The sequence below is a fragment of the Bartonella tamiae Th239 genome, assembly GCF_000278275.1.
GTDB lineage: Bacteria > Pseudomonadota > Alphaproteobacteria > Rhizobiales > Rhizobiaceae > Bartonella > Bartonella tamiae.
This window is the reverse complement of the sequence record NZ_JH725147.1, coordinates 2136563-2148160: the sequence shown is the minus strand read 5'-3', so window position 1 is coordinate 2148160 and position 11598 is coordinate 2136563. Positions and strand designations below refer to the sequence as shown.

The 11598-nt window shown below is 37.1% G+C and carries 12 protein-coding genes (1 of these 12 running past the window's edge); 6 read left to right on the top strand and 6 right to left on the bottom strand.

What is annotated here, in order from left to right:
- Window positions 1–713: 713 nt before the first annotated feature.
- A complete protein-coding gene (locus ME5_RS10815) occupies window positions 714–935 on the bottom strand; it encodes a hypothetical protein (RefSeq protein WP_039964510.1) in 222 nt (73 codons plus the stop codon).
- On the opposite strand from ME5_RS10815, the gene ME5_RS09605 reads away from it, so the two are divergent.
- Window positions 886–1899: a YadA-like family protein gene (locus tag ME5_RS09605; RefSeq protein WP_425338867.1), complete on the top strand. Its 1014-nt coding sequence runs from the start codon at window positions 886–888 to the stop codon at window positions 1897–1899. The genes ME5_RS10815 and ME5_RS09605 overlap by 50 nt on opposite strands.
- A gap of 393 nt (window positions 1900–2292) precedes the next feature.
- Window positions 2293–3123: a ferredoxin--NADP reductase gene (locus ME5_RS09600; RefSeq protein WP_008040582.1), complete on the top strand. Its 831-nt coding sequence runs from the start codon at window positions 2293–2295 to the stop codon at window positions 3121–3123.
- A gap of 330 nt (window positions 3124–3453) precedes the next feature.
- On the opposite strand, the gene ME5_RS09595 is transcribed toward ME5_RS09600, so the two are convergent.
- A complete protein-coding gene (locus ME5_RS09595; protein ID WP_008040581.1) occupies window positions 3454–4086 on the bottom strand; it encodes a 2-dehydro-3-deoxy-phosphogluconate aldolase in 633 nt (210 codons plus the stop codon).
- Window positions 4087–4199: 113 nt separating this feature from the next.
- On the opposite strand from ME5_RS09595, the gene trhO reads away from it, so the two are divergent.
- Entirely contained in the window at window positions 4200–5117 is a 918-nt protein-coding gene (gene trhO / locus ME5_RS09590) for an oxygen-dependent tRNA uridine(34) hydroxylase TrhO (protein WP_008040580.1), read from the top strand.
- A gap of 143 nt (window positions 5118–5260) precedes the next feature.
- A complete protein-coding gene (locus ME5_RS09585; RefSeq protein WP_008040579.1) occupies window positions 5261–5893 on the top strand; it encodes a tellurite resistance TerB family protein in 633 nt (210 codons plus the stop codon).
- A gap of 245 nt (window positions 5894–6138) precedes the next feature.
- Here the strand turns inward: ME5_RS09585 and ME5_RS09580 are convergent, their stop codons facing one another.
- Window positions 6139–7062, bottom strand: a complete 924-nt coding sequence (locus ME5_RS09580; RefSeq protein WP_425338842.1) for a LysR family transcriptional regulator — start codon at window positions 7060–7062, stop codon at window positions 6139–6141.
- 590 nt (window positions 7063–7652) lie between these two features.
- On the opposite strand from ME5_RS09580, the gene ME5_RS09575 reads away from it, so the two are divergent.
- Together ME5_RS09575 and ME5_RS09570 are read left to right on the top strand one after the other, a co-directional pair.
- Window positions 7653–8786: a type III PLP-dependent enzyme gene (locus ME5_RS09575; RefSeq protein ID WP_008040577.1), complete on the top strand. Its 1134-nt coding sequence runs from the start codon at window positions 7653–7655 to the stop codon at window positions 8784–8786.
- Window positions 8787–8869: 83 nt separating this feature from the next.
- Complete coding sequence (locus ME5_RS09570; protein ID WP_008040576.1) at window positions 8870–9460, top strand: GNAT family N-acetyltransferase; 591 nt, start codon at window positions 8870–8872, stop codon at window positions 9458–9460.
- Here ME5_RS09570 and ME5_RS09565 read toward each other — a convergent pair.
- The 3 genes from ME5_RS09565 to ME5_RS09555 all read right to left on the bottom strand — a co-directional run.
- Window positions 9441–10622 carry an iron-containing alcohol dehydrogenase gene (locus ME5_RS09565; RefSeq protein WP_008040575.1) on the bottom strand — a complete coding sequence of 394 codons (1182 nt, stop codon included), beginning with the start codon at window positions 10620–10622 and terminating at the stop codon, window positions 9441–9443. The two genes, ME5_RS09570 and ME5_RS09565, sit on opposite strands and share 20 nt — an antisense overlap.
- Before the next feature lie 140 nt (window positions 10623–10762).
- Window positions 10763–11158 (bottom strand): Fur family transcriptional regulator, encoded by a 396-nt coding sequence (locus ME5_RS09560; RefSeq protein ID WP_008040574.1) that lies wholly within the window; start codon window positions 11156–11158, stop codon window positions 10763–10765.
- Window positions 11143–11598: the 3' portion of an iron chelate uptake ABC transporter family permease subunit gene (locus ME5_RS09555; protein WP_008040573.1), read on the bottom strand. The gene runs 360 nt beyond the window's last position; only the last 456 of its 816 coding nucleotides appear in the window; its start codon lies off the right edge, out of view — the gene reads right to left on this strand; it ends in the stop codon at window positions 11143–11145. The genes ME5_RS09560 and ME5_RS09555 overlap by 16 nt, the downstream gene beginning before the upstream one ends.

Here is an 11598-nt window from a genome sequence, read left to right as displayed (position 1 = left end):
TATAGTAAGTATTAATTGAGAATAAAATAACAGTAACACTTGTGCAGATTTTAATACAGAAACTATGGCGCATCTGTCATAGTGTCATGTAATGAGCAGCTATTTGCCATTTGTTAGAAGTGGTGGCTATTAACGGGTACTTTTATAATTACTCATCTATATTGTTGCTAAAAAACAGAGATTATGATTATTTTATTGATCGCAAACGATATGTAATTTTGGGGTACGTGGTTGATCGTAAGTTCAGATTATCGTGCTTAACAGGCAACATGACGTTTATTACAGTGATATGATCAAACATTACTGATTTTCTCTAAGAGTATTAGAGTAATTATAAAGTTTTTTATACGGATCATGACCTATTTTCGACAAGTGTATTTTCATAAAATAATAAAAATGAGGTTATATTCACACTATATTTTCTTTCTTAAAATACAGTGCTGAGCAATTTTGTGTTCAATCAAATGAATTGCAAAACAAAAAATAATGGCTTCAATAAATTTTGAATCTGTCTAGCATTGAATATTTTTAAGTTATTGATTAATAAGAAAAATCTATTCACTTTTAACGATTCAAATTATTGGGTCATAATATTTAGAGTGGGTCAATCAGACAAGATAGACGTTTATTTTAAGTGCTTGAAAGATGTTCTATATCTTTCGAAATTGTGATGTTGCATAGGCTTTTGGTGATGTGAATACGATCTTAACCAATCAAGGTAATACCATTAACAATATCACAAATTCTACAACAGGTATTGTCCAACGTGTTGCGCCTGCACAAGCAAATAGTCCTGCGAAGAATGCCATTGTATTGACAGCAAAAGGTGGTAGTGCAGCAGAGCCTGCAGAGGCATAGACACGATCAAACCTTGCAGCGGGGACGATTGATGCACAATCAACTGATGCGGTCAATGGTGCACAGATATTTGCCATGAATAACCAAATAGCCTCATTTTTAGGTGGTGGTGCCGGCTTTGCTAATGGTGCTTGGAGAGGTCCAACTTATGAAGTCAGCAGTATTAGTGCAGATGGTTCTGTTTCTTCAGGAAGATATAATAATGTTGGTGATGCCCTGGGTGGTTTGAACCAAAGTCTTGGAAATGTGAATGATCGTGTTGGCAAAGTTGAAGATGTTGTTAACGGAGGTAATATTGACAGCGGTGATTCATTAAAATGGAACAATGATCTGAATGCTTATGATGCAAGTCATGGAACAGGTTCACCGCAAAACATTACCAATGTTGCAAATGGTAAGGTTGAAGCGGGTTCCACTGATGCTGTTAATGGTGGTCAACTTTGGGATACAAATCAGCGTATTGATAATATAGAAACCGGTATTCAAGGTGTTGTCGATAATGCTGTGATGTATGATAAAGATGAAAATGGCAAAAGAACCAACACGATGACCTTACAGGGTGGTGATCGCGATAAAGGTGTCACCATTAACAATGTTGCTGATGGCCGTATTGAAGAAGGCTCAAAAGAAGCGATCAATGGTGGCCAATTATATAGCTATGCTAAAACGCAGATGAATACAGTATTGGATGAATCGAAAACCTATGCTGATCAGCGTATGGATGAAGCTGTTGCATCGTCTAATCGCTATACAGACATGCGGTTTAATCAATTGGCCAATGGTGTTGAAGAAGCAAAGAAAGAAGCACGTCAAGCAGCAGCAATTGGTCTTGCGGCTTCCAACTTGCGTTACTTTGATGAACCAGGTTCTATTGGTGTAGCATTTGGTTCTGGTTATTGGAAAGGTGAAAGCGCTGTGGCAATGGGTGCTGGCTATACGTCTGAAAGTGGTAAATTTAGAAGTAACCTATCCGTAACAACAACAGGGAACGGTTTTGGTATGGGAGCAGGGCTTTCCATAAAGACAATTAAATTTTTTTAAAAAAATAATACAGTTTGTTATATTGTTAAGATATTAAAATCATTGAAAGGATTATGCAAAAAAGTCATTTTAATTTAAGTTAGAAAATAATATGAGATTGAAAACGCTGCAATAAAATCTAAGCTTCTACCTTTACATTAATAAATTGAAAATCAATAAATGATCAAATATTTATGGATTAGCCTTCATTTAAAGTTTTCTTACATGATATTTATGAAATATTTTCCATTAATTGATGAATAAATATCACTCTAATACGATACTTTATTCATTATAAAATAAATGTAGAAACAATCATTGGCAGATTGATAGGATGGGTTTATATCTGACGACAGATAGAAAAGGTATTCAATCAGCATAACAGTCGAATGTGAAAAGGTAAGGAAAAGTTTTATGAATGCGTCTCACTCAACAAAAACTTCTGAAATGCATACACAAACACAAAGTTTTCCTATCCCTGACAATGTTTTTGCCCTAACAGTGCTTGAGGTCAAACACTATACGGATCGTCTTTTCCGTTTTCGTGTAACACGTCCTGAGAGCTTTCGTTTCCGTTCAGGTGAATTTGTCATGATTGGTTTACCAAATGCTGAAAAACCAGTTTATCGTGCCTATTCCATAGCAAGTCCATTCTGGGATGAAGAACTGGAATTTTTTTCTATTAAAGTTCCTGGGGGTCCATTAACGGAACATTTGCAAAAAATAAAACCAGGTGATACGATTTTAATGCGTAAAAAATCTACAGGAACGCTTGTTTTAGATGCCTTAATTCCTGGTAAACGACTTTATCTTCTTTCAACAGGAACAGGGATTGCGCCTTTTGCAAGTCTTATTCGTGATCCTGAAACATATGAAAAATTTGAAGAGGTTGTTCTTATTCAAACAACACGTGATGTGAACGAGTTAAATTATGCGCAAGATCTCGTGCAAACATTAAATGATGATCCACTTATTGGCGAATTTGCGCAACAATTAAAATTTTATCCAATGACCACACGTGAACACTCTGATCATATGGGGCGTATTACAGATGCCATGCTAAGCGGTGCTTTTTTTACAGTTACAGGCTTGCCCAAAATTAACGCAGAGACAGATCGGGTCATGATTTGTGGTTCTATGGCGATGCTTAAGGATTGTGCATCGATGTGTGAAGAATTCGGCTTAGTTGAAGGTGCAAATAATGCACCAGCAACCTATGTGGTAGAACGTGCATTCGTCGATTAATCTTATAAGCGAATATTTTGTGATTTTATCTTAATTTGGTGTGACCAATAGAGGGGCAAAATAGTTTAAGCTAATCACACGTAAATTTCACAAAAATTTTTCTCATATTTTAAGATTTACTTAATATTAAAGAAATCAAGTATCGTGTGCTTTTTATATATAAGATGTGCATAAGACTATGTCATGATAATTTTAATATAATAATTATTTTAAGATAGTTTAACGAAAAGCTATCTTATTTTTATCCAACTGAGCCTATATTTTGAATATAACTTCACATTATTTCAATGATAGAAATTTTTATGATTTTATACGATTTTCAGTCTTTATTTAAAGACTATTCGCTTCTTTTGCCAGTTTTGTTATTGCTTCCCAATTTTTTGTTTGAGTGAGCTCTTTAGGTGCAATCCAAGACCCACCAACACAAACAACATTATCCATATTGAGCCATTCTTTTGCATTATTTTGAGAAATGCCACCTGTAGGGCAAAATTTTACCTGGCCGAAAGGCGAGGCAAGTGATTTAACAAAATTGATACCTCCAGCTGCTTCTGCAGGGAAAAATTTAAGATAATTATACCCTTCTTCTAAAGCGGCCATAATTTCACTGGGTGTGATTGCGCCTGGTAATAAAGGAATATGACTGTCTTCAGCAATATCAATCAATTCACCAGTGAGACCAGGACTTACAATGAATTTTGCACCAGCAATTTGTGCTGCTTCAAAATGATCAATATTTAAGACTGTTCCAGCTCCAACAATGGCTTCTTCTACATTTTCCGCAATATCTCTAATTGCATCAAGTGCTACAGGTGTTCGTAAAGTGACTTCAATAGCTTTTAATCCACCTTTTGCTAAGGCACGTGCTAAAGGAACAGCATCTTCAACTGCATCAACTAAAAGAACAGGAATAACAGTTTGACCTTCCAATATAGGGAGTAGCTGTTCAGTTTTTTGTGCCATTGCTTGATCTCCTTCATACACCATTGTAACTTATTATAAGCATTTCATAACAGATATGAAAGAGCCATGTGAAATCTTCTTGAAAAAAAGATCAAAGCGCGGTATTTGGAGCTATGGAACAAAAATTTACAGTTGCTGCCCTTTATTGTTTTGCCCGTTTGGAACGCTACCGCGCGTTACAAGAGCCTTTGCGTTTACTATGCATAAGTGAAAAAATCAAAGGAACTTTGCTTCTTGCCCATGAGGGAATCAATGGAACAGTTGCTGGTAGTAAAGATGGCATCGCTAGATTAGTTGATTTTATCTTGGCACAGCCTGAATTAAGCAATCCTGAGCTTAAATATTCAACTGCGACCGAAATGCCCTTTCGACGCCTGAAAGTTCGTCTAAAAAAAGAGATCGTTACAATGGGTGTTGAGGATGTTGATCCTTTAAAAGTTGTTGGAACCTATGTTTCACCGCAACAATGGAATGAGCTTATTTGTGATGACGATACCATTGTGATTGATACGCGCAATGATTATGAGTATTCGCTTGGTACATTTGAAGGCGCGGTTGATCCTGATATTAAAACCTTTAGAGATTTTCCAAAATGGATCGGTGATCATGAAGGTGAATTAAAGAAAAAACGTAAAATCGCTATGTTTTGCACAGGCGGTATTCGTTGTGAAAAATCGACAGCTTATGTGCGTGGACTGGGGTATGATGAGGTTTATCATCTTAAAGGTGGTATATTAAAATATTTAGAAGAAATCCCAAAAGAAAACAGTCTTTGGAAAGGGGAATGTTTTGTTTTTGATGAAAGGGTTTCTGTCGGTCATGGACTTGAAGAAGGTGGATTGGAGCTTTGCCGTGCTTGTCGCCGTCCGTTAACACCTGATGATAAGCAAAAAGCGCATTTTGAAGAAGGTGTGTCTTGTCAAGCATGCTATGATGAACGCAGTGATGAAGATCGCAAGCGTTTTCGTGAGCGTAATTTGCAGCTTAAGTTGGCACGCAGTCGAGGGCAAGGACCACATATCGGCCATTGATGAATACATGCTGCTTCTTAGTAAGCGTGAATGTGACATCATAAATATTAAAAATACTCACTACAATTTGCCTCATATCATTTTTGATCTATTTTTATTATTCTCAAGTGTAATGATGAATTAATTTAAAGAGGAGAATAGGCATGTTGGACGCAAAAAAAATTTTTTCAGATCTTTTAAAGTCGCAAGATTCTGGTGTCTCAGATCAAAAAAAAGAGGCACAAAGCACTATGTCCCAGTTTTCGGTTGGTGATTTTATCGGTAGTTTCTTTGGCAGTCAAAACAAAGGGAACATTTTTGAAAATTTAATAAAAGGGGGAGGGTTAACTGCGATTGCAAGTGTCGCTTTTGATGCTTTAAAAAATTATCAACAACAATCAGGACAACAATCAAATACATGTGTCGAAGATAAAAGTGGGAATAATCAAAATGAGGCGTTTTCTTTAACGCTTATTCGAGCCATGATACAAGCGGCCAAAGCGGATGGTCGTGTTGATGAAAGTGAGCAACAACTCATTCAAGAAAAAATTTCTGAGATGAATTTGGATAAGCAAACAAGCCAATTTCTTATTACAGAGCTTGAAAAACCTGTCGATCTTGATGCGCTCGTTCATGATGTTCAAACGGATACACAAAAGACTGAACTTTATGTGGCATCAAGAATGGCACTGGATCCTGATAAGCCAAAAGAGCGTGATTATTTAAATCAATTAACACAAAAATTGTCTTTGCCTGCTGATCTTCTTGACCACATTGAACAAGCAATGAAAAAATAGTGTTTTATAATGATGGTTGATTGAAATCATTTCAGCCATCATTTTGTAATGATAGATGTGATATGAAAAAAATAATATATTGGTTTGTTTGTAAAAAATATAAAATTATTTAAATTATTGATTTTTAGTAGAATGTTTTAAAAACATAATACTGTTTAATATAATCTGTTTTTAAACGCTCGTTTATTCATCCAAATATGTAAAATGCTATGATTCTGAAATAAAGCAGTGTTGAAATTAAGTTATCAATCGTAATTTTTTGATTGTTCAATGGCGAGATCTTGAACCGGCCTTTTATCATATATTTTGAACCATTGGACGAGGTAGTCGACAAGAAATCTAACTTTTGCGGGCAAATATCGACGATGCGGATAAACGGCATAAACGCCTGTATCTTTAATTGTATAATCATCAAGAACCGATACCAGTCTTCCCTTTTGAATTTCCTCAGCTGCAACAAAATGAGGCATACGCGCAAAACCAATGCCTGCAATGGCGGCAGTTCTTGTGATGATTGGGCCATTGACTTCCATGGGACCAGAAATAGGTATTGAAAAAATACTTCCATCTTTGTTCATAAAAGTCCAGTTGTTATAACTTCGATTATTACGATCAATCAAACAGGGCATTCCTCGCAAATCTTGTGGTTTAAGTGGGATACCTGTTCGTTTTAAAAGTTCAGGTGATGTGACCACAACTGATGTAATATTGGTTAATCGGCGGGCAATTAAAGACGAATCTTCCATTCTTGTAAAACGTATTCCTAAATCAAAACCTTCATCAACTAGGTCGACAAATCGATCATCAAGATGAATTTCAAGATGAACTTTTGGATGTGCAACAAGAAAATCAACAAGCGATTTGCCAATAGGTGCATCGGCAAATGTGCGCGATGCACTAATTTTAATGCGACCATGTGCGACAGCGTTATATTGTGTGATACTATCTTGAAGATCATCGAGTTCTTTTAAAATCTCAAGAGCGCGTAAATAATAGCTATGTCCAGCTTCTGTTAAAGAAAGTTGTCGCGTTGTTCTATTTAATAATAAAACACCAAGTTCGTCTTCCAATTCTCTTACATGTTTTGACAAAAGTGCTTTTGATTTATGTGTTTTTCGCCCAGCAGCTGAAAATCCTTCTGCTTCTACAACATCAACAAATGCGTGCATTCTTGTCAATAAGCCCAAAATGACATTCCTATCTCAATTAATATTTTAAGTTATACTATGGCAAATGTGACTTTTGCGCATAAGAAATGATTTAGGAAATAAAAAAATAAAAAAAAAGTAAAAAAAAAGTTGAAATTTTACGATGTTAGCCTTATATGCCCATTTGCCCAAAGTCGCACGTGCCTGTGGATGTACGCCGATCCTCTAATGGTGAGGGATTCGGTAAGGTACCTGGTAGTGATTCTAGTCATTCTTACGACCAATCGTAAGAGTGAGAACATCCTGAAGCAACGACGGTGCGGGCCTTTCTGGTGTCTTTCGGCCTTCCAACCGCCGAGATTACTGAAGAGGCACACCTCATTGCCTTTCGTGCGGAAACGGTTTTCGTATTTCCAATCAAAAAGGCAGACAAAGCCGAACAATGCGTTTATCGCGCTGTTCCTTCGCCGCAGACCTTATGCATGAATTGATCGGTCACTCCAATAACTGGTTAATGCGTGATAGGGATTTGCACTTTGTCCTTTGGTTGATCATATAAAAATATGGCAGCCATAGAATGTGGAAACATATGTTTCCTTAGGAGTATCGAAATGGCAACACAACGTATTCGTGATTTCCTTGCAACACGCCGTCCTGAAGGTCCATGCATGATTTTGGACCTTGATATTGTGCGCGATAATTATGACGCTTTCCAAAAAGCACTACCACAATCGCGTATTTTTTATGCAGTAAAAGCAAATCCTGCGCCAGAAATTTTGCGGCTACTTGTTTCAATGGGGGCGTCCTTTGATACAGCTTCCGTTGCAGAGATAGAAATGGCACTTGAAGCAGGTGCAACACCTGATCGTGTTTCATTTGGTAATACTATTAAAAAGGAAAGTGATATTGCACGCGCTTATGCTTTAGGGATTTCGCTTTATGCAGTTGATTGTATTGAAGAAGTGGAAAAAGTTGCACGTGCGGCTCCTGGAACACGTGTTTTTTGCCGTGTTTTAACAGATGGCGAAGGTGCCGAATGGCCATTATCACGCAAGTTTGGTTGTGTTCCTGATATGGCCATCGATGTTTTGCGTCATGCCCACAATCTTGGTTTACATGCTTATGGGGTTTCCTTCCATGTTGGTTCACAACAGACCAATCTTGATGCATGGGATCGAGCTTTGAGTGACTCATCAAAAGTTTTTGAAACTTTGGCTAAGGAAGGTATCATATTAAAATTGGTCAATATGGGCGGTGGGTTTCCAACGCGATACCTTAAAGATGTGCCTACAGCGCAGGCTTATGGTGTTGCGATTTTTGAATCTTTGAGCAAATATTTTGGCAATCGTCTTCCTGAAACCATTATTGAACCTGGTCGTGGCATGGTTGGAAATGCAGGTGTCATTCGCAGTGAAGTTATTTTAATTTCTAAAAAATCAGACACTGATACGAAACGTTGGGTTTATCTTGATGTGGGTAAATTTAACGGTCTGATTGAAACAATGGATGAGGCTATTCGTTATCCGATTGAAACGACGCGTGATCATGATATTATGGAACCTTGTGTACTTGCTGGTCCCACATGTGACTCCGCTGATGTGATGTATGAAAAAACACCTTATCCATTACCAATATCTTTAAGTGTAGGGGATGAACTTCTTATTCTTGGAACAGGCGCTTATACCACAACTTATGCTTCTGTTGCCTTTAATGGATTTGAACCTCTACGTTCTTATGTCATCTAAAAAAGTCTGCTTTTAAATTTTTAATTTGCAAGCCTTTGCTCATGCATAGAATGCATGGGCAAAGGTGATGAGGATTGACTATGATGGTTGATGATCAAAGCATTATACATTATTCGCAAGGGCAATTTTATTATCTTTATCCTGAAGTGAAAGATGATGAATCTCAACGCGAGGCTTTACTTGATTTGACAATGGGATCCACGCGTCATCTTAAATCGTCAGAATTGTTAAGACGGGGGCGCCTACCTGCCCAAAATTTAGCCTTTAGTGTAAAAGATGACAATACGACACTTATTGCAACATTACGTTTGTGGCATATTCGTTTTAACAAAGGTTTGCATGAGCAAGAAAAAGGGCTTTTATTGGGACCGCTTGCTGTTCATCCATCTTTGAATGGGCAAGGCGTGGGTCGTTTTTTAATGCATCATGCCATTTTAACAGCAAAAGCAAATCATCATGGTGTTATTTTTTTGGTGGGGGACCCAGCCTATTATCAACGCTTTGGTTTTTGTTCATCATTAACAGATAAATTTTCTATGCCCGGTCCTTTTGAAAAAGAGCGCTTTCAAGCTTTTGAGCTTATACAAGGTTACCTAAAAAACTGTCACGGTATTCTCAAAGCAAATGGAAAACGGATAGAAAAAAACCTAAAATCTATTCAGAAAGTGGCGTGATCGTTCTATTGTTGCGTTTTATTTTGCCGATGATTGCTGCATGAAGAATTTCTGATACTGCTTTTTTGGTTAAACGAATACCAGGTCCCTGACTATTCATAAGTTGAAGTGTGCGTTTGTTCATAAATGCTTTATCTTTAAGTTTGATTTTTTGTCCCTTAGCGAGACGGTTAAGTTTTGATGGAATACCAATGCTTTGTCTCAATTCAAGCAAAATATTTGCTAATCCATTAAAACCTTTTTTTATGCTCAGTTTTTCATTTAGAAGTTCTAATCTTTCCTGATTAGACGATTGATAATAGGCGAGTACGTGCGGCAACAGAACAGCCGCTGTTACATCAAATTGGGTGTCATAATAATGGCTGATAGCATAGGCGAGGGCTGCTGTTGGACCGATACCTTTTGTTGCTGCCATTGCACCACAAATTGACGCTGTTTGTATATGCATTTGTGCTTCAATATTGTTAGGATCATGAATAGTAATGGGTAAATACTTTAAAATAAGTTGGATCGTTTCGATGGCTAAAGCATCAGCAGGCGGATTAAATTCTGGAGTAAACCAACTGTCTATCGCATTTACAAAAGCATTCATGCCCGCACCCGCCGCAAGTGAAGATGGGGCTTTTGAAGTCAAGGCGGAATCATAAATGACTAATGAAGGTTTTAACCGTTCATCACTTATTTTTTGTTCATTTGTAATAATGTCTGATTTTAAATAGACTGTTTCTTGTATCTCGGTACCACTGCCAGCAAGCGTTGGTATAACAATAACAGGGGGTTTTTGGGAAATATGGGATGTATGGTAAACATAACTCGGTGCTTCTTTTTTTACAAGAACTAAAGCCGTTAATTTTGCAAGGTCAATGACTGAGCCGCCGCCAAAAGCAATGATACTATCAAATCCTCCATCTTGAAACAAACCGACACTGCGAGCCAGTACGTCTTTATCAGCTCTTCCATTTAAATCAGAAAAGACACCAAATGCGATCGACATTTTATCTATGTGGTGTAAAAATTTTTTAAATATTGTCGTCGTTGTTAATTTATGATCCGTAATGATCATAAGTGAATGAAGATTATTATTTTGTAGCCAGCCCTCAAGTGCCGATACACGACCATTACCTAAAATAATCTGCGTTGGAAATGTCCAGTCAGCGATCAAAATTTTTTATCCTATCAGTCTGTGTTATGGTGTTTTCAATATGAAAATTACAGTTAAAATGAGTGTTTTTGAGATTTTCTCTTAAATACTTGGTTGGAAATATAGAGTGACCTGCATTATTTTCAAAAAATATTCATATTTTATGTTTTTTTAGAGCAGTTTACGCATAAGCCACGTATTTCTATAGTTGTTTGTCGTGTGGTAAAATCAATTTCTTCACTCATATTTTGAATATGATGACTAAGATTTTGATCTTCAATCTCGGCTGCATTTCCACATACGTCACATATTGCAAAGGCTGCAAGACCATGGCAACCATGATCAAAATGGCTGCAAGCCATAAATGCATTGATACTTTCTAATCGATGGACATGATGGTTTGTAACCAGTTTTTCCAATGCACGATAGACTTGTAAAGGCGCTCGAAATCCTTTGCCTCTCAGCTTGTCTAAAATTGTGTAAGCACTTAATGGAGCCTGTGCTTGTTGCAAGACGGATAACACTAAAGCTTGATTATGTGTTAATTTTTCAACCATGAGAATGTTTTCTCCTTAAGCGTATACACAAATCGGCTTATCATAAATATCAAAAAAAGCGCTACGACGATACTTGGACCAGAACGCGAATCAAATTGAAGCGAGGAATAGAGTCCAAGAACTGTGCCTATTATGCCGATAATTATGGCAAATATAGCCATTTTTTCAGGTGTTGAGGCAAATCGCCTTGCTGTCGCAGCTGGAATAATCAGCAAAGCTGTAATGAGCAATATGCCAATAATATTGATTGAAACTGCAATAATAATAGCCAAAAGAAGCATCAATATAAAGCGCGTTTGCTCTGGTTTCATTTTTTCAGCCTTGGCTATATCTCTACTTATCGTGAGTGTTAAAAGAGAACGCCATAGGCAAAAAATTATGGCGAGAATCACTGCGCAGCCAACCCAAATTATTACAAGATCTGTCTGAGAGACCGCTAA

What these genes read in the sequence shown, in the direction of transcription:
- ME5_RS10815 (WP_039964510.1), bottom strand. Translation starts at nt 935, where the DNA reads ATGGCAAATATCTGTGCACCATTGACCGCATCAGTTGATTGTGCATCA.
- ME5_RS09600 (WP_008040582.1), top strand. Translation starts at nt 2,293, where the DNA reads ATGAATGCGTCTCACTCAACAAAAACTTCTGAAATGCATACACAAACA.
- ME5_RS09595 (WP_008040581.1), bottom strand. Translation starts at nt 4,086, where the DNA reads ATGGCACAAAAAACTGAACAGCTACTCCCTATATTGGAAGGTCAAACT.
- trhO (WP_008040580.1), top strand. Translation starts at nt 4,200, where the DNA reads ATGGAACAAAAATTTACAGTTGCTGCCCTTTATTGTTTTGCCCGTTTG.
- ME5_RS09585 (WP_008040579.1), top strand. Translation starts at nt 5,261, where the DNA reads ATGTTGGACGCAAAAAAAATTTTTTCAGATCTTTTAAAGTCGCAAGAT.
- ME5_RS09580 (WP_425338842.1), bottom strand. Translation starts at nt 7,062, where the DNA reads ATGCACGCATTTGTTGATGTTGTAGAAGCAGAAGGATTTTCAGCTGCT.
- ME5_RS09575 (WP_008040577.1), top strand. Translation starts at nt 7,653, where the DNA reads ATGGCAACACAACGTATTCGTGATTTCCTTGCAACACGCCGTCCTGAA.
- ME5_RS09570 (WP_008040576.1), top strand. Translation starts at nt 8,870, where the DNA reads ATGGTTGATGATCAAAGCATTATACATTATTCGCAAGGGCAATTTTAT.
- ME5_RS09560 (WP_008040574.1), bottom strand. Translation starts at nt 11,158, where the DNA reads ATGGTTGAAAAATTAACACATAATCAAGCTTTAGTGTTATCCGTCTTG.